Below are 21,073 nucleotides of genomic sequence, written 5' to 3'. Positions count from 1 at the left end.
ATGACCTGCCCTAGTTGCTGAGGTTGAACACCGGTGCGAAATCGGCCGGGGCCAGGATCGTTTCCAGATCGAGCGACCCGGCGCTTTCGGTCGTGTAGACCTTCCCGATCGTGTAGACCTCGGTATATTCGATCTTGTCCTCAAGCGCGCGAACCGCCTCGTCCAGCATGATGCGGGCGGTCAGGGTGACCGTGGACCCATCCGCAATCTCGACATCGCCGTTCTTGACATATTCATAGACACCGGGGGTCGTGTAGACCGACACCAGCTTGATCTTGTCGGCGATGCCGCGCGCCTTGAGGATGGGCACGGCGGCCTCGGCCATCACGGCGGTCCCGGCTATGTAGTCCAGATCGTCGTGCGTTTGCAGGATATCCTCGACCAGCGTCGACTGGATTTCCTTGCCGAGATCGCCGTTCTTGGTTTCGACGATGGTGACGGCGCTCCCGGCGATGCCCGCCTTGAAGCCGTCGTCGAAGGCGGTCACGAAACCGGCGCCGGCCGGGCCGGGAAGCCATGCGACCTTGACCTCCTGTGTTCCGGCAGGATGTTGCGCGGCCAGGTATTCGCCGGCCCGGAAACCCTGATCGCGGGGATTGGTCAGCACGCGGGCGGCGACGTTGGGTGAGTTGACGCCGTTGAAGGCGTCGATGACGGGAATGCCCTTTTCCTTCAGCTCCATCAGCAGATTGTTCATGCCGTCCTCGGCGATCGCCACCATGATCACGGCATCCGCACCGGCGGCGACGCAGTTCTCGATCTGCGAAATCTGGTTTGCCAGGGCGCCATAGCCACCGGCATCGTAGGTCTTCAGGTCAACACCCAGACGCCTGGCCTCTTCGACCATGCCGTAGTTGACCGAGACAAAGACCGGGTCCTTGAGGTGCGGAAAGGAACTGCAGATCGACCACTTCTTGCTGGCCTTGCCGCTTGCCGACAAGGGTATGTAGTCGAACTGCCCCTTGCTTCCGTCCACCTTGGTGGCATTGACCGTCAGAGGATACCAGTCGTCCGCCGCGAGTGACGCGCCAGACAGGGCGGTCGTGAGCAAACCCGCCAGGACGCAGCATCTGTATGTCGAAATTCCAGTCATGTTCCCCGTTCCCTTGTTTGTTGCCGAACGCGCTGCACAAGGCTTGGGTGAAATTAGGTATAAGTCAAATGATAAGAATAATGCCTCAACATAACCTAAAAGTTATGTTTATCTCTTGGCCCTGGCGCTTCTTGGCAAGCCCGTGCCGGCGGAAAAAACAGATAGAAACCTGCGCGCGCCTGGGGTTTCATATGCGTCAGTGGAACGCCTTCTGTCGGTGCGGTCATATCTGATATGCTGACACATTCTGCACGAATTCCCTCGCTGAAGCAGGTCCGGGCCATATCGGCCCTGGCGGAAACTCAGAACGTCCAGAAAGCCGCCGACCGGCTTAACATGAGCCAGACGGCCTTCATCCGCTGCATTGCCGCGGCCGAAGAGGCCATCGACGCACCGTTGTTCCAGCGCAGCTGGTTCGGCACCGATGTCACGATCCAAGGCGGGGTCGTCGCCACCCATTTCCGGCGTGTGCTTGCCTTGATTCATCAGTTCGAACGCAGCGAACTGGGCAATCGCGACGGTCCTCTGCGGTTGCCGATCTACCTGCAATGGTCCCACCTCGACGCTATTTTCGCGGTGTTCCGCACCGGCAGCGCCAGCGCGGCGGGCCGTGAACTCGGCATCAGCCAGCCCGCCGTCAGCCGGTCGCTGGCCGGAATCGGGGAATTCGTCGGACGCCCCCTGTTCAAACGCCGCCCCGACGGGCTGGACGCAACGCCACTTGCGGTCAAGTTCGCCGGCCTGTGGGGCGACATCTACCGCGAATTGTCGAACCTTCCTGCGCAAATGGAGCCGGACGCCGACAATCTGGTCGGCCGGGTCGCGGTAGGCTTGCTGCCCTTTTCCGACCAGGACCTTGTCCTGCGCGCCCTTGGCAAGATGGCGCGGCAGCATCCCAATGTCCGCCTTCACGCTGTCTCTGCCAGCCCGCCGGCCCTCACGGACGGTCTGATGATGCGGGATCTGGATCTGTTCATCGGATTGCTGGGACGGCCCGTGCCGCAGACACAGTTCGACGTCCGAAAGCTCTACTCGGAACGCTTCACGCTTGTCGCGCGGCGGGATCACCCCTGCCATGCCGGGCCGGTGACGATCGAAGCCCTGTCCCGGTTCCAATGGATGGCGCCGCACGCAACGCCGACCCGGCGCTGTTTCGACAAGCTTTTCGGCGACGGCTCGGTCCAACCGCCAAGACCAATGATCGAAACCAATTCACTTGCGATGGCCGAGGAGTTCCTCGCCAGCAGCCAGGCGATCGGAATACTGCACTACACCCCGTTCGCCCTGGCCAGGCTAAGGCCGGATCTGAAGCCGCTGGATTTCGACCTGCCCGAACCGGAAATCGCGGTCGGCACGACCATGCGGAAGGGCGAAGAGGCTAGCGCGCCGGTCAGGCTGTTTCTGGCCCTGCTGAACGATCAGATCAAGGCGCGCGGGCTTATCTGATCCCCTTGCCATCCGGCACCCCGCTCGACTGCCCGCGCCCGCCAGAAGACTCTCCGGACCATTTCCCGAAGCCGCTTTCCCGGGCGCCTATACCGGTCTGACGTCGAAGGATATAACCAGCGGTATAAGCAGAAGGGCAGAGAAATAACCAGAATGGAGTGTCCAGGCGCCGCCGGACTGTTCAGATTGTTTTCAGCCCGATGACCCGTACGCGATCGCAAGGCCGGTCAGGGCCGTCATCAACGGGTCGAAGCGTCGGAACCGGGTATTGCCAAGGCCATTCAAGGGTCATGCCAAGGAACCGTCAAGCGCACGCACAGGGAGAGAACAATGACAATTGCAAGCGAAATACGCTTTCCGCCAGCCGAAGAAACCGCTGGATTCTTCGTGTTCGACAAGATGCATTCGCCAAGGCCGCTGCGTCCCCTTGCCAGCGATCTGGTGGTCAAGCCGCTTGCCGAAGGGTTCACAAGGGCTCAGGCGGAATATGACAGCCCGCTGGTCACCGGGTGCAAGACCGCCAACTACTATTCCTATGTCGGCTTCAATCCGCACCCCGATCCGGCGGTCATCGAAGATCGCATGAGCCGCTATATGGGTTTTATCGAACGGACGGTCCCGACAATCGGCAAGCGCTGGACTGACGAGTGGCTGCCGATGGTTCGTGAGCGCAACGAGGCGGAACGCGACCGCGACTATTCGGCCATGTCCGACGAAGAGATTTTCGCCCGCTATTTCGAGATGATCCGGTGGATGGAGCAGATGTGGTACATCCATGGTCACATCAACTTTGCCCTCGTCAGCGGCTCGGCGCTGAGCGATTTCTACGACGAGGTGATGCGCCCCGAAGACCCGACCGAGGCCTATCAGATCCTTCAGGGTTACCATACCCGGCCCGTTGATGCCGCCCATGGCCTGTGGAAACTGAGCCGCGCCGTCAAGTCCGACCCGTTGCTGAGCAAGGCGTTTGACGAAAACCACCCCCGCGACCTGAAAGCGGTGCTGGAAGGGTCAGAGCGGGGCAGGGACTTCCTGGTTCAGCTTGACGAATATCTCTACGATTTCGGCTGGCGCACCGATGCCGTCTACGATCTGGCCGATGTTCCCTGGCGTGAGAACCCGGCAATTCCGCTGGGGGTCATCGCGCGGTATGTGGCCAAGGGCGAGGGCGACGATCCGATGATCGCCTTCAACGACTCCGTCAGGCGCCGCGAGGAACGCACCGCCGCGATCCGCCAGCGTTTGGCCGGTGACAGCGCGAAACTCGCCAAATTCGAGGAACTCTTCGCTTCCGCTAAATATGCCTATCCGCTGACCGAGGATCACGCCTTCTATATCGACCAGATGGGGGTATCGCTGATGCGCCGGTTTGTCCGGGTTCTGGGCGAGCGTCTGGCCGCGCGCGGCTGTCTGGAGACGGGCGACGACATCTTCTACCTCTACGACCGCGAGGTGCGCGGCGCGATGGCCAACGATACCGATCACCGCGCTCTGGTGGTCGCGCGCAAAGCCGATTTCGAGGCCTGTTCGAAGCTTGAACCGGCGCCCTTCCTCGGTACGCCCCCGCCGCCGCCGGTACCGGGCGCCTTTGTCGACCCGTTCATGGACGCGATGGTGACCCGCCTGCTTGGCGTCAAGCCGCCGCCGGAGGGCGAACAGGACCCCGATGTGATCGACGGCGTCGCCGGTTCGCCGGGTTGCTACACCGGTACGGCGCGGGTCGTGCGCTCGCTTGAAGAGGCGGGCGAACTGAAGGACGGCGAGGTCATGGTCTGCGAAATGACCCTGCCGCCCTGGGTGCCGATGTTCGCCATCGCCGGTGCCGTGGTCGCAGATGTCGGCGGAGTCATGGGCCACTGTGCCATCGTCGCCCGCGAATTCGGCCTTCCCGCCGTGGTTGGCGCGGTCGACGGGACGGTGAGGATCAAGACCGGCCAGGTGGTCACCGTCGACGGGACCAATGGAAACGTCTATCTGGACGGCCGCGCGCTATGACTGAACAGGGCAAGATCGCTTTGGCTGAAGGTCACAATGGCGCTGCGTCGGCCGACGCTCCGATCCGGCAGATGATCGGCTTTGAGGGCCTGGTCAATTGTCGGGATGTCGGAGGCCTGCCGCTCGAACAAGGCGGCGTGACCCGCTACGGCGTCCTTTACCGCAGCGAGACTCCTCAGCTCATGACCCCGTCGGACGTACGCCGGGCCTGCGAGGATCTGGGGATTGGCCGCGTCATCGATCTGCGGGGCGCGCGCTTTCAGGACAGGGATCTGGGCGGTTCGGGGCCGATCGGCGCCGACAGCCGGGGCGTCAACATCGACTTTCTGGAACTGGCCGGGGGTATCGACGCCATGGACCCGTCGCCAGACGGGTTCCTGCCCAGCCTGCTCGATTGCGGCGCCAGACCCCTGACGGCGTTTCTCGCAAGCTTCGCCGGTACGATGACCCCGGTTCTGGTCCATTGCCATACGGGAAAGGACCGGACCGGGTTTATCATCGCACTGACGCTCGCCCTGTCCGGTGTGCGCGACCGCGATATTGTCGCCGACTACGTCATGAGCGTGCCGATCTTCGACAGGATGATGGCCAATCTGGAAGCCGCAGGCATGCCGGTACCGCCGCAGGCCCCGGCATATGCACGCGACAAGCCATCGGCAACGGGTATTACCGCGATGCTGGACCGTCTGCGCGCCGAATGGTCCACGCCGCAGGCCTGGGCGCGCGATCACGGCATCGACGACGACCTGATCGCCATGGCGCGCGCGCGTCTGACCGGCGCGCCCGCCCTCTGACAGCTGCCGGCAAAGCGCCTGCTTGGCCGAAGTCACCCCAACCCGTTTCTATTTACTGGAGAAAGAACATGAACATACACGCCTCGACAGGGTCGTTGCAGGACAAGCTGGACACTGTACCCAGTATTGTCGACTACCTTTACGCCAACCAGAAGGGGTCGCCCGCGCGCGATGCGGTGCTGCGCCAGCCGCCCCCGCGCGTACAGCCGGAATACACCTCCTGGCGGGACGAGCAGAGGGCATGGCGCGAGGGCGTGGCTTTCTACAACCAGTCGTTTCACATGATTTCAACCGTCGTGCGGGGAAAGGACGCCAAGGCGCTGTTCCAGTCGCTGGCGGTCAACAACCTTGAGAAATTCGGCGTCGGCAAGGCACGCCACTATATCGCCTGCGGCCATGACGGCAACGTGGTCGGCGATGGCATCCTGACATGCCAGGCGAAGAACGAGATCGAACTGATCGGGCGCGCAGCCGGGCACAAATGGCTTGAATTCAACGCCCTCAACGGTAACTGGGATGTCGAGCTGGAATGCGACGACATATTCTCGCTGAACCCGAACCAGCGCAGGCGGTTCTATCGCTATCAGGTCGAGGGGCCGAATGCGGCTTCGCTTCTGGAGAAGCTGAACGGGGCTGCGCTGCCCGACGTGCCCAGAACCACCATCGTCGGGATGACCATCGCCGGTCACAAGGTCTGGGGGTTCCGCATGGCGATGGCGGGCGGCCCGGGCTACGAAATCTGGGGGGCCTGGGACGAGGGTGAGGATGTCAAGGCGGCCATTCTGGGCGCGGGGCCGGAGTTTGGCCTGCGTCAGGTCGGCTCGTTCGCCTATTACTCGACCGCCCTGGAACTGGGATGGATCGCCCGGCCGATGCACGCCATCTATACCAGCGAGGAGATGCGGCCCTTCCGGGAATGGCTCCCGGCCAGCAGCAACGAGGTTCGCTGGGCCTTGGGGGGCAGCCTCTATTCGCCCAATATCGAGGATTACTATTTCAACCCCTACGAACTCGGCTATGGCCATCTGGTGAAGTTCGACCACGACTTTGTCGGCCGCGCGGCGCTTGAGCGCATCGCCGGCAAAAAGCACCGCCGCCGGGTGACGCTGATCTGGGATGCCAAGGATGTAACAGATATCGTCGGCGGCTATATGGCCCCGGGCGAAACGCCGCCGCTTTACCTGAACATGCCTGTCTCGACCTATGCGACCTGGCAGTACGATGCCGTCAGGTCGGCAGACGGTACGACCGTCGGCGCAGCCGTCTATTCCGGGTTCAGCTGGAACGAGCGCAAGCAGGTCTCGGTCGCGGTCATCGACGCCGATCATGCCGAACCGGGGACAAGGCTGAGCCTCCTCTGGGGCGAGCCGGACGGCGGCGCCAAGAGCCATCCATGGCTGGAGCCGCATCGTCAGGTGAGTGTCGGCGTCACCGTCGCACCGGCGCCGATCAACACGCTGGCGTAAGGTGGTCCGGCCCCGGCCCCGGATGCGCCCGTTCGGTCGGGCGAATCCGGGGCCGACGGGATCGGTCGCCAGACAAGGGGAGGGAGAAATGGTTGAACCGCTGGGGATGAGTTTCACCGACTGCGCCGCGCTGGACCGGGACGATCAGACCCGGCTCTTCGGCGGCAAGGGCGCGGGGCTTGCCCGCATGGTGCAGCTTGGCCTGCCGGTTCCTCCGGGCTTTACCCTTTCCACCAAAGCCTGCCGGTCCTATCTGGCGGCGGGCTGGACGCCGTCTCTGGAGTCGGCGCTTTCCGATTGCCTGGCCGCGCTTGAAACGGAAACGGGAAAGAAACTTGGCGACCCGCTCAGGCCATTGCTGCTCAGCGTCCGTTCCGGGGCGGCGATTTCGATGCCCGGCATGATGGACACGGTCCTGAATGTCGGCATGACGGACGAGATCGCCCAAAGACTTGGCGAGGCGAGCGGCGATCCGCGCTTTGGCTGGGACAGTCTGCGCCGGTTCATTCAGGCCTATGTCTCGGTCGTCGGCGGCGCGCCCGCCGACCGCGTTCGCGCCATCAGCGGCGAATGCCTCGGCGCCGACGATGGCGCCGGTCTGGCACCGGATCAGCTGGCCCGCGCCACCGCCGCCCTGCGAACGGCGCTGGACGCAGCGGGCCATGGCGTTCCGGCCGATCCGCTCGACCAGGTGCGGAATGCAGTGGGTGCGGTCTTCGCCTCATGGGCCGGGGACAGGGCCCGCACCTACCGGCGCCTCGAAGGCATTGCCGACGATCTTTATACCGCCGCCACCGTGCAGATGATGGCCTTCGGCAATCTGGGCGACCGGTCGGGCACCGGGGTTGCCTTTTCCCGCGACCCGTCCAGCGGTGCGCCGCGTCTTGTGGGCGATTTCCTGAAAGGCGCGCAGGGCGAGGATGTGGTCGCCGGAACCCACCGGACCCTGCCGATATCGGCGCTTCGCCGGTTGTGGCCCGACGTTGCCGACCAGATGGAACATACGGCGCATCTGCTGGAACGCGACCTGCGCCATCTGGCCGATATCGAGTTCACGGTCGAGAATGGCCGGTTCTGGATGCTGCAATGCCGCCGGGGCAAGCACAGTCCGCGCGCCGCCCTGCGCATGGCAATCGACATGGCCGAGGATGCCGGTTTTCCCCTGACCCGAGACGAGGCGCTAGACCGTGTCAGGGACATTCTGAATGATCCGCCGATGCTGCCATGCGACGATGCCGGGTCGGGTGAGGCAGAGGTTCTGGTGACCGGTCTGGCCGCCTCGCCCGGCCGCGCGATCGGGGCGCTTTGTACCAGCGTCGACGCGGCGGTGGCCGCCGAGGGCAGGGGCGAGGCGGTGATCCTGGTCAGGCGCGAGACCTCGCCAGCCGACATTGCCGGAATGGCCGCGTCGCGCGGCATCCTCACCACCCTTGGCGGTCATGTCAGCCATGCCGCCGTCGTGGCGCGCGGCTGGGGCTTGCCTGCAGTGGTCGGGGCCGAGGGAGTGGAGGTGCTGGAAGACGGTATCCGGATCGGCGACCGGATGGTGCCGACAGGCTCCGAAATCACGCTTGACGGGACCAGTGGCCAGGTCCTGCTCGGCGCGCACAACACGGCCGAGGTCGAGGCGCCGGAAGTGGCGGTGCTTCGTGCCTGGCAGCGGGGCAGCGGCACCGGCATCGCCGCCCTGCCGGCAGGACAGTTTGCCGAAGACGCCACGCGCGAGACCGTATCGCGGGCCCTTGCCCTCAAGGGCATGGGCGATGCGGCTGCCATCGCCTCTGTTCTGGGCGCAGAGGTCGATGCGGTCGAAACGGTTCTTGACGAACTCAAGGCCCTTGGCGACGTGACGGAAATGCCGCGCGGACGCGTCCGCCCGACACCCGACCTGGCGCAAAGGATGGACGACGCCTTTGCCGCCGCAGCGGACCGGATCAAGGAGCGGATCGAACCGGAAATGGCGGCGTTTCACAAGCTGAACGATCTGTTCAAGGGGCTCATCACCGACTGGCAGATGCGCATGATCGGCGGGGTTCTGGCACTCAACGACCATAGTGACCCGAGCCACGATGCCGGGGTGATCGGGCGCATCGCGGGCGAGGTTCACGAAGGGATCGCCCCGGTGATCCGCAACATCGCCGCCGCCGAACCCCGGCTGATCCGCTATCTCTGCCGGCTTGACGCGGCGCTTTCGGAAATGAGAAGGGGCAACCAAGACATGGTCGCCCACCCGCTGAAAGACAGCTATCATACCGTCTGGTTCGAACTCCATGAGGAACTGATACGTCTGACGGGTCGCAAGCGGACCGAATAGGACCCGTGGTTTTGTCGCATGTCCGTCGCCGGGATGGTCCCCGCTGGTCTGCGGCGCCAAAAGAGGATCGCCGCGCTTTGCCGCCGAGTAGGGAGTGCCGAAAGCCCGCATCTTTTCCGGTCGACGAAATTCCGCGACGCCGGGAAGAACCGGCTTGCGGGTCATGCCAACCGCCGGGCGATGGTGCCCGAGGTCAGGGACCTACGATCCGAAGCGTTGGCCCGGGAAAAGCGTGATCGGTGAAGGGGAGGACGACGCTTGAGATACCCAGCCTCAGAGAAGCCTGAGATCGTCCGCAAGGCGGCAGCATCGCCCCTGCCCCGCAGGCAACCCATCGCGTGCCGTCCGCTGGTCTGGTCCTGCCGGGTCCTGGGTGCGAAACCACGACCGGCCTGTCGCGCTGAGGGGCCGCTGCCGGGCGCGCGGCGGAGATCCGGTGTCCAGGGCCGCGACAGAGCGCCTTATGTGCGGCTGTACATGCCTTCGTAGATCGGCGTCAGCGTCTCGACCTCGAAAAGCGAGGAGACGGACGTGCCGTTCCAGATATTCATGATCGCCTGCGCGAACATCGGCGCGGTCGGCACGATGCGGATGTTGCGGGCCTTCTTCACCGGGTCGGTCGGCTGGATCGAATCCGTGATCACCAGCGATTTCATCACCGATTTCTCGATCCGCTCGACCGCCGGGCCGGACAGGACGCCGTGGGTGATGTAGGAATGAACCTCCTTCGCGCCCGCCTCCATCAGCGTCTCTGCCGCCTTGCACAAAGTGCCGGCCGTATCGCAGATATCGTCGACGATGATGCAGCTTTTCCCTTCGACCGAGCCGATGACGGTCATGCCCGCCACTTCGCCCGCCTTCTCGCGCCGCTTGTCGACGATGGCGAGGGGGGCGTTGATGCGCTTGGCGATCTCGCGGGCGCGCGCGACGCCGCCCACATCGGGCGAGACGATCATCAATTCGTCCATCTTGCCCTTGAAATGATGCTCGATATCCAGCGTGAAGACCGGGCTGGCATAGAGATTGTCCACCGGAATATCGAAGAAGCCCTGGATTTGCGCGGCATGCAGGTCGAGCGTCAGGACGCGGTCCACGCCCGCCTCGGTCAGGAGGTTCGCCACCAGTTTCGCCGAGATCGGCGTACGCGCCTTGGCGCGGCGGTCCTGGCGGGCATAGCCGAAATAGGGGATCACGGCGGTGATGCGGCTGGCCGATGACCGGCGCAGCGCGTCGGTCATGATCAGAAGTTCCATCAGATTGTCGTTCGCCGGGTTCGAGGTCGGCTGGATGATGTACATGTCCTCGCCGCGGACATTCTCGAAGACCTCGACGAAAATCTCCTGATCGTTGAACCGTTCGACCCGCGCGTCGACGAGGCCCACATTCACCCCCCGGTGCATCGACATGCGCCGGGCGATGGCGCTGGCGAGCGGGCGGTTGGCATTGCCGGAAATGAGCTTCGGTTCGGTCATCACGGGCATCGGTCGTCCTTCTCGTGGGGCCGGTCGGTGTGAGTGGAGGGATTCGGGCGCGTTGCACTGCCTCTATCACCCGGATAGGGTCGCGGCAATTTGTTGGAGGGCATATGGCCAGGGACGTTGTGCAAAGCGCGCAAATTTATCAGGTGACCTACGGCGCGGGGGCGCGGCGCGGGGTCGCCCTGCATTGCTCGCTTGCCCATTCCGGCGCCTGGAAGGGCTGTTTCGCGGCGCTGGAGGAGGAGATCGCGATCGATGCTTTCGACCTGCCCGGTCACGGTAAGTCATCCGGCTGGGATGGCCAGTCCGATTACGTCGCGCTTTGCCGCTCGGTCGCCGAAGAGCTGATAGGCGAGGAACCCGTCGATCTTATCGGCCATTCCGGCGGGGCGGTGGCAGCGCTGCAGCTGGCGCTCGACCGGCCCGGCCTCGTCCGGACATTGACCCTGATCGAGCCGGTGCTGTTTGCCGCCGCGCGGGGCACGCCGGAATACGAGGCCTGGGTAGAGGCGATGTCACCCTATGTGGCGGCCCTTGCAAAGGGCGCGCGGATGGAAGCGGCCGAGAGCTTTACCCGGATATGGGGCACGGGCACGGCGTGGGAAGAGATCGAGCCCCGGACCCGCGCCTATATGGCCGACCGTATCCACCTGATCGCGGCGGGCGATCCGGGGCTGATCGATGACAATTGCGGCATCCTCGACGAAGGTCGGCTCGAAATGCTCGACCTGCCGGTGATGATCATCGTCGGTGGGGCAAGCCCACCGGTGATCGGCGCGATCGCCGAGGCGATCGCCGCGCGCCTGCCCGATGTCGGCCTCGCCGAAGTGCCGGGGGCGGGCCATATGCTGCCGATCACCCATCCCGCTCAGGCGGCGGGGCTCATCGACATCAACCTTTCGCGCGACTGAAGCCTGGCTCCCGGGCTGCTCCTCGTCGCCTTCGGCGCTCGTCGCGCCGCGCCGTCAGCGAAGAGGGACGGCACGGACCGATGAGCGGCCCGTCAGCCCGCCCGCAAAAGGTCGAGAAAGGCCTCGACCTCTGCCTCGGTCGTCGACCAGGAACAGACGAACCGCGCCGAAAGGGCCATGTCGTCCGGACCGTCAAGCGACTGGTCGAAGGGCCAGAGGTAATAATGCCCGCCCGCCGCCATCGCCTTGCGATGCAGCCCGCGCGGCAGGCGGGCAAAGACAATATTGCCTTCGGTCGGATGCACGAGGCTGCCGCCCGGCAGCGCGGCGAGGCCTTCCGACAGGCGCGCGGCCATCCGGTTCGACTGGCGCGCCAGATGCAGCCAGAGGCCGTCGGTCAGATAGGCCTCCATCTGCGCCGAGAGGTAGCGGTGCTTGGAAAAGAGATGCCCGCCCCGCTTGCGCCTCAGTTCGAACTCCCAGGCCTTGGCGGGATCGAAGATCACCAAAGCCTCGACGCCGAGACAGCCGTTCTTGGTGGCGCCGAAGGAGAAAAGGTCGATGCCCGCCCTCCAGGTCAGGTCGGCCGGTGCCGCGCCCGAGGCCACCAGCGCATTGGCGAAGCGCGCGCCGTCCATATGGCTCGCCATGCCTTCGGCGCGGGCGAGCGCGGTCAGGGTGGCGACCTCGGCCGGGCGGTAGAAAGTGCCCGCTTCGGTGAGGTTCGTCAGCGAAAGTGCGCCATGTTGATGATGGTGGACACCGCCCTGCGGCGTCTGCGCGAGACGCGCGGCGAGCGCCTCGGGCGTGATCTTGCCATGTGCGCCCGCGATCCCGGCGATACGGCCGCCGCCGATGTAGAACTCCGGCGCGCCGCATTCGTCCACGACGATATGGGCCTCTTCATGGGCATAGACATTGCCCCAGACCGGGCAGGCGAGCGACAACGCCAGCGCATTGGCCGCCGTGCCGGTCGGAACCAGATAGACCGCGGCCTCGGGCGCCTCGAACGTCTCGCGGATCAGCGCGCGCACCCGGTCCATGGCCGGATCGGTGCCGTAGGAGGGCGCGTAGCCCGCGTTCGCGGTCGCAAGGGCGGCCATCACTTCGGGCGCGGCGCCCGATGTATTGTCGGAGGCGAATTCCATCACAGATCCTCGATGATATGATCTTCCCAGTCGTCCTCATGGACGGTGAACTCCGATACTGTCCAGCCCCTGACCGACTGGCCCGCCGCATGCACGCTTTCGGGATCGCCCGAGATCAGCGGATGCCAGGGTTCGAGCGGCCGGTCCTCGGCGCGGAGCTTGTAGGCGCAGGTCTGGGGCAGCCAGTAGGCGACCTTGTCGATGCCGCCCTTGGTCAGCACCACACATTCGGGCACGAAGGTCTTGCGCGTCCGGTACTGGGTGCAGCGGCAGCTCTCGGCATCAAGCAGGCGGCAGGCGACATTGGTGAAATGCACCTCGCCCGTCTCCTCATCCTCGAGCTTGTTCAGGCAGCATTTGCCGCAGCCGTCGCACAGCGCCTCCCATTCCGCCGATGTGAGGCGGGAGAGCGGCAGTGTCCAGAATTCGGGGCGGAGAGGCGGAGCGGTCATGACTTGTCACTCTGGCGAACCCGGCGCGTGAAGGGAAGGGGGGCAAATTCTTCCCGAAGAATTTGCCGCGGCGCCGCAGGCGCCGCCCCCGCCCCGCGGGCGCAGATTTTTCGCGAAAAATCTGCCCAGGACCGGACGGCGGGTCAAAGGCCGGCGAGGATCGTGCGGGCGCGGCCGCAGTCGGCAGTCATCTGGGTGATGAGCGCGGGCAGCCCGTCAAAGCGCATTTCGGGGCGGAGGTAATCGACGAGTGCTACCGACAGATGCTGGCCGTAAAGGTCGCCCGCGAAATCGAAAAGGAAGGTTTCCAGATTGGGCTGGTTTTCCCCGAACATCGGCCGCACGCCAAGGCTCGCCGCGCCATCGTAGCTGCCGGTATGGGGGCCGGTCAGCACATCGACCTTCACGGCATAGACACCAAGCTTCGGCAGATGCAGCCCGTCGAGCGCCATGTTGGCAGTGGGAAAGCCCAGGTCGCGCCCGCGCTTTTCGCCATGTACGACCTCGCCTTCGATCCGGTGCCAGTGGCCGAGCATGGCCTGGGCGTCGCGGGGGCGTCCTTCGGTGAGGGCAGCGCGGATATTGGTCGAGGAAATGTCGAGCCCCGCGAAGCGCAGGATCTCGGCTATCGTGACGCCGAAGCCGAAGCGCTGGCCGAGCGCCCTCAGCGTCTCGGCAGTGCCCTTGCGGCCCTTGCCGAAACAGAAATCGGCGCCGACGGTTACATGGGAGACCCCAAGACCCTGCGACAGGACCTCTTCGGCGAAGGTTTCCGCCTCCATCCCCGCGAGACGGCGATCGAAGGGCAGTTCGTAAAGCTGGGCAACGCCGAGCTTTTCCAGCCGGTGCGCGCGCGCCTCGGCATTCATCAGCCGGAAAGGCGGCGCGGCGGGGGCGAAGAACTGGCGGGGATGGGGTTCGAAGGTGAGAATGCCGAGGGGGGCGCGGGCCGCCGCCCGGGCCTGGTCGATGACTGCCTGATGACCGAGATGGACGCCATCGAAATTGCCCATGGCGACGGTCGCGCCGCGGGCGGACGGGTCGATCCCTTGCCAGTCGGTATGCGTGCGCATCTGCCCCTGTCGGCGGATGGCCCGCCCCCGTTACATTCGGCGTTCAGTCGAACTTGCGGCTTGGCGCCAGTACGACCGCCTCGCCCTTGAGGACCACCCTATCGCCCACGGCGCAGTGGGTTTCAAGGGTCACGCGCCGCTTGGCGTGGTCGATGGCCATAACCTTGACTTCGGCATGGACCGTGTCGCCGGGGCGGACGGGGGCCATGAACTTCAGCGTCTGGCCGAGATAGACCGTGCCGTGGCCGGGCAGCTGTTCGCCGATGACCGCAGAGATAAGGCCCGCTGTCAGCATGCCATGGGCGATGCGACCCTCGAAGATCGTGTCGCGGGCATAGGCCTCGTCGAGGTGGACGGGGTTGCGGTCGGTCGAGACCTCGGCGAACATCTCTATGTCGCGGTCGGTGATGGTCTTTTGCAGATAGCGGCTCATCCCGATCTCGAGATCCTCGATGCAGATCGTTCCGCGCGGCTGATTGTCGAGCATCATCATGAGTCCCGGAGTTGATTGCGGCGCAGCATAGAGGATGCTGCGATGCGGCGCAATCGGTCTGGTAATTTAAGACTGATTTTTCGGCGCGCGATGCAACAATGTTGCTTCTGTGCGGGCGGATGTTTCGCCCGCGTTGCGGGCGACCCGCCGGGGAGGGCGCTGCCCTCCCCGGACCCCTCCCGAGGTATTTGTGCCAAGATGAAGAAGGATCAGCGCAGGCGGCCGATGGCGTAGCGGGGCGACATCTGGGCGGCGTCGAGCCAGCTTCCGAGAAGTCCGGAATCGGGGTTTTCGACGTCCGCGCCGAATTCGGTCGCGGCGAGGCCGCCGGTGATGAAGAGCGCGTCGATCCCTTCGCCCATCGCGCCCTGGATGTCGGTGGCGATGCCGTCGCCGACGGCGAGGATGCGCGGGTCCTCGACATCGCAGAGCGCGGCGAGGCGGCGGCGGGCGAGGTCGTAGATCGGCGGATGGGGCTTGCCGAAGTAGAGGCTTTCGCCGCCCATCTCGGTGTAGAGCTGCGCGAGCGCGCCCGCGCACCATTCGCGCACCTCGCCGCGGTCGACGACGATGTCGGGATTGGCGCAGAGAAGCTTCATGCGCTTGGTCCTGGCATAGAGGAAATCGGCGCGGTAGACCGAGGGGGCGGCCATCGGATCGAACGGGCCGGTGCAGACGATGCCTTCGGCCTCATTGAGCGGGACCTTGGTGATCTCGACCGGATTGTCCAGGATTTTCAACGGGCTGAAGAAGCCGGCGTCGGTTTCTCCATCGCCGATGAAATAGACCTTCTGCCCGACGACGCCCTGAAACATCGCTGCGCGGGCGCTGTCGCCGGAGGAGGCGATCGTGTCCCAGCAGTCGCGGGGAACGCCGATCCGGTCGAGTTGTCCGGCCACGGAGGCGCGGGGGCGGGGGGAGTTGGTGACGAGCACCACCTTGCCGCCGCGGGCGCGGAAGGCGCGCAGGGCGTCCACGGCGGCGGGGAAGGGGCGGATACCGTCATGGACACAGCCCCAGAGGTCACAGAAGAGCGCGTCATAGCCTTCGGAGACCTCGGCCAGGGAGTGGATGATGCGGGTCATGGGGCGGGCTCCTGGGCTGGAAACGGGCGTCTGGCACGCGTCGGTCTTGCGTATGGCATCCGTCCCGACAGCGTCCCGACACATCGGCCGCCGCCCCGGGGCGGGGCGGCGGCGGTCGATTACATCTTCAGCGCCGGGATGATCTGCTTCTTGCGGCTCATGATGCCCGGCAGAACGACGGTGTCGCCCGAGACCTTGGCGCCAAAGGAGGCTTCCGCGATGCGCTTGACGAGGTCGTTGGGGACGAGCAGCGTCGCCTCCTCCTTCAGGATATCGACGACGAACAGAAGGACTTGATCGGCGCCGTCTTCTTTCGCGACGCCCTCCATCGAGGCCATGAGCGAGGCCTTGCGGTCGAGGACGGCCTTGGGCGAGGTGGTTTCCAGAACCGAGACGCGCAGTTCCTTGCCGTCGATGTTGTATTCCTTCGAATCCATTCGCAGGAGTTCCGCGTCCGAGAAGGCCGAGACGTCGGATTTGGCGGCGAACATTTCGGATGCGTAATCGGCGATGTTCACGCCGAGGTCGGCCGCGAGTGTCTCGGCCACGGCCTTGTCATGCGCGGTCGTGGTGGGCGAACGGAATTCCAGCGTATCGGAGAGGATGCAGGAGAGCATCGCGCCCTTGATCGCCTTCGGGGCCTTCGCAAGGTCGGGGCCGATCAGGTCGTGCATGATCGTCGCGGTGCAGGCCAGCGGGCGGATGGTGATGTCGATCGGGCTGCGCGTCTTCAGGCCGCCCACCAGCATGTGGTGGTCGATGATGCCCTCAATCTTCGCGTCGTTGACCGAGGGCGGCAGTTCGGCGGGGTTGTTGGTGTCAACGATGACGACGCTGTCGCCTTCGGAGACATCCGAGATGATCGCGGGTTTCTCGAGCCCCCAATGCTTCAGCATGAATGCGGCTTCGGTGTTGGGTTCGCCGAGGAGGACGGGTTTGGCCGGGGTGCCTTTCATCTCAGAGAGATACCAGGCCCAGATGATGGGCGAGCCGGTGGAATCGGTGTCGGGCGACTTGTGGCCGAAAACGAGGGTGGTCATGGCTGGGTCCGTTCATGGGAAATCGGCCGCCTTATAGGCAGCTTCGCGCCTGTTGTCACGGCGCCATGGGGATGTGCGAAAAATCGCCTATGCTGTGCGAAATTGTTGACTCATGCCTGCCGTATGGTCAAATGACGACAGGGACAGTTCTGCTGGACCTGTGAGTGGTGTAAGATGTTTTCTAGTAAGTGGCAGGGCGGTGCGCGCATACTGCCCGGGGCCGAGGCCATCCCGGTCCGGTGGGCGGACCCGCCATGATGCCGTGCCGTCCTGTCTCGTTTCTGTCCGCCACTTGACTTTCGTCGCCAGTCGCCTGACGATCACGGCCTCTCATGAGGCGTGTCGTGACATGGACCTGAAGCGCTGATCCCCTTGCGGGTGTGAGCCGGGCGGCGCCGGATGCGCCGCCGCACCAACAGCGATCATGAGGAGTGCCCCGAGAATGGATCTTTCCGCCTGAGCCTTCGGGCCGGTCGCGGCCTGCTGTCGCAGGCCAGTCTGCCATTTTCCACATGAGGCACATGAATGCCGAAAAAGACCAAGATGCCACCGCTGACGGCGGTTGGCCTAGGAAAGCGCTTGTCCAATCCGCCCGCGACGACGCGCTTTGATCTGAAATCCGCATTGGGCGGAAAGACCGGACGCGCGGCGAAGGGCGCCCCCCGGCTGAAGCCAAGGTTCCTGCCCGGCAAGGCCAGTGGACCGCGCGGCTGACAGGGGGCGGTCCGGGCGGCAAGGCCCGGGCCGCTTCCCGCTAGAACGGGCGGCGTTCGAGGCTGTAGCCCTCGCGCTCCAGAAGCTTCAGCAGCCCGTCCTCGCCGGACAGATGCCCCGCGCCGACCGCGACGACCAGTGTCTTGCCGGGTGCGGCCTCGCGCAGGACCTCGATCCAGGCGCGGTTGCGGCCATAGAGCAGCGCTTCCTCCATCTCGGTGAACTCCCGGTCCAGGGTATCGGTCTGATCGGGCAGGGCGCGGATCGCCGCGAGGCGGGCGAATTGCATGATCTGGCGATGGTCCTCGCGGAAATAGCTTTCCATCATGGTGCGCAGCATGTCCTCGGACTGGTTCGCGGTCGGCAGGGCGGTGCGCAGCATGTCGATCTGTTCCTCGGGCGGGATCGAGCTGAAGATCCTGAAGATCGTGTCATAGGGCTCGAGCGCGTGAAGGGGCTTGCCTTCGGCCTTCGCCGCCTCGCCGATCAGATGGTCGAGCCCGTCGGCTCCGTTCGCCAAGGCGCCCATGGCGCAGGGCGGCATCGACAGAAGGACAGAGACATACCAGGGCTGCATCTTCGCGGCCATGAAGGGGGGAATGCCGCGTTCGGTCATGGCGGCGGACAGCGCCTGCCAGTCGGGCTCGCTCAGCCGTTCGGGCAGGGTGGGGCCGGTCGAGACCATCAGGTCGGGGCGGGTGGCCATCGCGGACTCGATTTCCGCCATCTCCTTGTCGGTGGCTTCCAGATAGATGGCATCGGCGGCACGGATCAGCGGCAGAAGGCGCTGGACGGGGGCATCCATGCGCGGATCGTGGACATGCATGGTGCCGATCACGTCGATCACGCTGTCGGCCTTCGTGGCGCGCCAGTGGTTGCCGGTGGGATAGGGGGCGCTGGCGGTGGCCCCATCCAGTTCCGCGCGGTCGTCCGGCGGCAGGGCGGCGATCAGGTCCTGGCCCGCGCAGGTGAGCGCGGCGGCGCTGGCGGCTGCGGGCGCGAGGAGAAGCGAGAAGGCGGCGAGGAGGGAACGGAGCATGAAGGGCCTTGCGGTTCGGGGGTCGGGCGAGACTGCCACGGGTTCCGGGGGATGACCAGTGCGAACGCCAACGGTCGGGCGTTCGGCGCCTTCACCCGCGGGCAACGGTCCGGTGATCAGATGGGGCGATACCGGAGGACCCGATGGCGCAGAGACCCCGCTACTTCAAGCCCACCTCGCTCACCTGGCTGGCCTCGGCCGCGCCGGTCATCGCCGGGCTTTTCATCGCCTTCGAACCTGTTCACCACCTGAGCGACTGGGCGAAGGCGGTCAGCACCACCTTTGGCAACACCTCCCCCTACCTCCTGATCAATGCCGGTCTTGTCGGGATCGGCCTGCGCGGCGCCATCAAGCCCTGAGCGGCAGATCCCATCCCGAAAATTTTCCGGGCGAATGCCGTTGACTCACGCCCGCGTGACGCCTAACTACGGCGCGTTAGCACTCAGCCAACATGAGTGCTAATTCTCATTTGAACCTGGAAACCCAAGGGAGTGTTACCAGATGGCTTTCAAACCGCTGCATGACCGCGTTGTCGTCAAGCGCATCCAGTCCGAGGACAAGACCAAGGGCGGGCTGATCATCCCCGACAGCGCCAAGGAAAAGCCGGCCGAGGGCGAGGTTGTCGCCGTGGGCGAGGGCGCGCGCAAGGATTCGGGCGAGCTGATCCCGATGTCGGTGAAGGCGGGCGACCGCATCCTCTTTGGCAAATGGTCGGGCACCGAAGTCACGCTGAACGGCGAAGAACTGCTGATCATGAAGGAATCGGACATTCTCGGCGTCATCGCCTGAGACTGACCTTTCCCCACATCCACATACATCCGAAGGAGAAGCCAGATGGCTGCTAAGGACGTCAAATTCGATACCGATGCCCGCGACCGCATGCTGCGCGGCGTGAACATCCTCGCCGATGCCGTCAAAGTCACCCTCGGCCCGAAAGGCCGCAACGTGGTGATCGAGAAATCGTTCGGCGCGCCCCGCATCACCAAGGACGGCGTGTCTGTCGCCAAGGAAATCGAGCTGGCCGACAAGTTCGAGAACATGGGCGCCCAGATGGTGAAGGAAGTCGCTTCCCGCACCAATGACGAGGCGGGCGACGGCACCACCACCGCCACCGTTCTCGCCCAGGCGATCGTCAAGGAAGGCATGAAGGCGGTTGCCGCCGGCATGAACCCGATGGATCTCAAGCGCGGCGTCGATCTCGCCACCGCGCGCGTCGTCGAAGCGATCAAGGCGGCTGCCCGGAAGGTCACCGACTCGGCCGAAGTGGCACAGGTCGGCACCATCTCCGCGAACGGCGAAGCCGAGATCGGCCGCCAGATCGCCGACGCGATGCAGAAGGTCGGCAATGAGGGCGTGATCACCGTCGAGGAGAACAAGGGCCTTGAGACCTCGACCGAGGTCGTCGAAGGCATGCAGTTCGACCGCGGCTACCTCTCGCCCTATTTCGTGACGAACGCCGACAAGATGACGGCGGAACTCGACGACTGCCTCATCCTCCTGCACGAGAAGAAACTCTCGTCGCTGCAGCCGATGGTGCCGCTGCTCGAGTCGGTCATCCAGTCGCAGAAGCCGCTGCTGATCATCGCGGAAGACGTGGAAGGCGAAGCGCTTGCCACGCTCGTGGTGAACAAGCTGCGCGGCGGCCTGAAGATCGCCGCCGTCAAGGCGCCGGGCTTCGGCGATCGCCGCAAGGCCATGCTGCAGGACATCGCGATCCTGACCGGCGGGCAGGTGATCTCGGAAGACCTCGGCATGAAGCTTGAAAATGTCGGGCTCGACATGCTCGGCCGCGCCAAGCGCGTGCTGATCAAGAAGGACGACACGACCGTCATCGACGGCGCCGGTGAGAAGGCCGAAATCGAGGCGCGCGTCAGCCAGATCCGCGCCCAGATCGAGGAAACCTCGTCGGACTATGACCGCGAAAAGCTGCAGGAACGTGTGGCCAAACTCGCGGGCGGCGTCGCGGTGATCCGCGTCGGCGGCATGACCGAAGTGGAAGTGAAAGAGCGCAAGGACCGTGTGGATGACGCGCTGAACGCCACCCGTGCGGCGGTTCAGGAAGGCATCGTCGTCGGCGGCGGCGTGGCGCTGATCCAGGCGGCCAAGACGCTTGAAGGCCTGAAGGGCGCGAACTCCGACCAGGACAACGGCATCGCGATCGTCCGCAAGGCGCTGGAAGCGCCGCTGCGCCAGATCGCCGAGAATGCCGGTGTCGACGGATCGGTCGTGGCCGGCAAGGTCCGCGAGTCGAACGACAAGACTTTCGGCTTCAACGCCCAGACCGAAGAATATGGCGACATGTTCAAGTTCGGCGTCATCGACCCGGCGAAGGTCGTGCGCACCGCGCTTGAGGATGCGGCCTCGGTTGCCGGTCTTCTCATCACCACCGAAGCGATGATCGCCGAGCGTCCGAAGGACTCCTCGCCCGCCGGCGGCATGCCGGGCGGCATGGGCGGCATGGACGGGATGATGTAATCATCGCTCCGGTCGACGGACCCAGAGGGCGGCCTTCGGGCCGCCCTTTTTCGTTCC

18 protein-coding genes are annotated in these 21,073 nt (G+C 64.9%); 9 read left to right on the top strand and 9 right to left on the bottom strand.

Features of this window, described 5'->3' with window-relative positions:
- Nucleotides 1-10: 10 nt before the first annotated feature.
- Nucleotides 11-1,093: a TMAO reductase system periplasmic protein TorT gene (torT, locus tag P0645_RS04770; RefSeq protein ID WP_284163430.1), complete on the bottom strand. Its 1,083-nt coding sequence runs from the start codon at nt 1,091-1,093 to the stop codon at nt 11-13.
- 234 nt (nt 1,094-1,327) lie between these two features.
- Between torT and P0645_RS04765 the strand changes: the two genes are divergently transcribed.
- From P0645_RS04765 to P0645_RS04745, 5 genes are all read left to right on the top strand, one after another.
- Complete coding sequence (locus P0645_RS04765) at nt 1,328-2,539, top strand: LysR family transcriptional regulator (RefSeq protein WP_284163429.1); 1,212 nt, start codon at nt 1,328-1,330, stop codon at nt 2,537-2,539.
- Nucleotides 2,540-2,869: 330 nt separating this feature from the next.
- On the top strand, nt 2,870-4,534 hold the full coding sequence (locus tag P0645_RS04760; protein ID WP_284163428.1) for a PEP-utilizing enzyme: 1,665 nt from the start codon (nt 2,870-2,872) through the stop codon (nt 4,532-4,534).
- Nucleotides 4,531-5,328 carry a tyrosine-protein phosphatase gene (locus P0645_RS04755; protein WP_284163427.1) on the top strand — a complete coding sequence of 266 codons (798 nt, stop codon included), beginning with the start codon at nt 4,531-4,533 and terminating at the stop codon, nt 5,326-5,328. Before P0645_RS04760 ends, P0645_RS04755 begins: the two co-directional genes overlap by 4 nt.
- Before the next feature lie 68 nt (nt 5,329-5,396).
- A complete protein-coding gene (locus tag P0645_RS04750) occupies nt 5,397-6,794 on the top strand; it encodes an aminomethyl transferase family protein (RefSeq protein WP_284163426.1) in 1,398 nt (465 codons plus the stop codon).
- Nucleotides 6,795-6,882: 88 nt separating this feature from the next.
- Nucleotides 6,883-9,108, top strand: a complete 2,226-nt coding sequence (locus P0645_RS04745) for a PEP/pyruvate-binding domain-containing protein (RefSeq protein ID WP_284163425.1) — start codon at nt 6,883-6,885, stop codon at nt 9,106-9,108.
- A gap of 461 nt (nt 9,109-9,569) precedes the next feature.
- On the opposite strand, the gene P0645_RS04740 is transcribed toward P0645_RS04745, so the two are convergent.
- A complete protein-coding gene (locus tag P0645_RS04740) occupies nt 9,570-10,589 on the bottom strand; it encodes a ribose-phosphate pyrophosphokinase (protein ID WP_284163424.1) in 1,020 nt (339 codons plus the stop codon).
- A gap of 104 nt (nt 10,590-10,693) precedes the next feature.
- On the opposite strand from P0645_RS04740, the gene P0645_RS04735 reads away from it, so the two are divergent.
- Entirely contained in the window at nt 10,694-11,497 is an 804-nt protein-coding gene (locus P0645_RS04735) for an alpha/beta fold hydrolase (RefSeq protein ID WP_284163423.1), read from the top strand.
- Between the two features lie 92 nt (nt 11,498-11,589).
- Here the strand turns inward: P0645_RS04735 and P0645_RS04730 are convergent, their stop codons facing one another.
- The 7 genes from P0645_RS04730 to P0645_RS04700 form a co-directional block, all read right to left on the bottom strand.
- Complete coding sequence (locus tag P0645_RS04730; protein WP_284163422.1) at nt 11,590-12,645, bottom strand: threonine aldolase family protein; 1,056 nt, start codon at nt 12,643-12,645, stop codon at nt 11,590-11,592.
- Nucleotides 12,645-13,097, bottom strand: coding sequence for a YcgN family cysteine cluster protein (locus P0645_RS04725; protein WP_284163421.1), 453 nt, complete (start codon nt 13,095-13,097; stop codon nt 12,645-12,647). The genes P0645_RS04730 and P0645_RS04725 overlap by 1 nt, the downstream gene beginning before the upstream one ends.
- A gap of 143 nt (nt 13,098-13,240) precedes the next feature.
- Nucleotides 13,241-14,170, bottom strand: coding sequence for a bifunctional riboflavin kinase/FAD synthetase (locus tag P0645_RS04720; RefSeq protein ID WP_284163420.1), 930 nt, complete (start codon nt 14,168-14,170; stop codon nt 13,241-13,243).
- Between the two features lie 43 nt (nt 14,171-14,213).
- The gene (locus tag P0645_RS04715; RefSeq protein ID WP_284163419.1) at nt 14,214-14,657 is read right to left on the bottom strand and encodes a MaoC family dehydratase; all 444 of its coding nucleotides are present in this window, start codon (nt 14,655-14,657) and stop codon (nt 14,214-14,216) included.
- A gap of 215 nt (nt 14,658-14,872) precedes the next feature.
- Complete coding sequence (locus P0645_RS04710; protein ID WP_284163418.1) at nt 14,873-15,748, bottom strand: TIGR01459 family HAD-type hydrolase; 876 nt, start codon at nt 15,746-15,748, stop codon at nt 14,873-14,875.
- A 119-nt stretch (nt 15,749-15,867) separates the two neighbouring features.
- Nucleotides 15,868-16,788 (bottom strand): manganese-dependent inorganic pyrophosphatase, encoded by a 921-nt coding sequence (locus P0645_RS04705; RefSeq protein ID WP_284163417.1) that lies wholly within the window; start codon nt 16,786-16,788, stop codon nt 15,868-15,870.
- 754 nt (nt 16,789-17,542) lie between these two features.
- Nucleotides 17,543-18,541: a TraB/GumN family protein gene (locus tag P0645_RS04700; protein ID WP_284163416.1), complete on the bottom strand. Its 999-nt coding sequence runs from the start codon at nt 18,539-18,541 to the stop codon at nt 17,543-17,545.
- A gap of 143 nt (nt 18,542-18,684) precedes the next feature.
- Between P0645_RS04700 and P0645_RS04695 the strand changes: the two genes are divergently transcribed.
- The 3 genes from P0645_RS04695 to groL all read left to right on the top strand — a co-directional run bounded on the left by P0645_RS04695 (nt 18,685) and on the right by groL (nt 21,016).
- Complete coding sequence (locus tag P0645_RS04695; RefSeq protein WP_284163415.1) at nt 18,685-18,900, top strand: hypothetical protein; 216 nt, start codon at nt 18,685-18,687, stop codon at nt 18,898-18,900.
- 142 nt (nt 18,901-19,042) lie between these two features.
- Nucleotides 19,043-19,330 carry a co-chaperone GroES gene (gene groES / locus P0645_RS04690; protein WP_284163414.1) on the top strand — a complete coding sequence of 96 codons (288 nt, stop codon included), beginning with the start codon at nt 19,043-19,045 and terminating at the stop codon, nt 19,328-19,330.
- Nucleotides 19,331-19,375: 45 nt separating this feature from the next.
- Complete coding sequence (gene groL / locus P0645_RS04685) at nt 19,376-21,016, top strand: chaperonin GroEL (RefSeq protein ID WP_284163413.1); 1,641 nt, start codon at nt 19,376-19,378, stop codon at nt 21,014-21,016.
- Nucleotides 21,017-21,073 lie beyond the last annotated feature (57 nt).

Origin of the sequence: Frigidibacter sp. SD6-1 (assembly GCF_030143255.1) — a bacterium.
Taxonomy (GTDB): domain Bacteria; phylum Pseudomonadota; class Alphaproteobacteria; order Rhodobacterales; family Rhodobacteraceae; genus TMP-24.
Note: the sequence above shows the minus strand (reverse complement) of the source record. Positions and strands in the feature narration are given on the sequence as shown.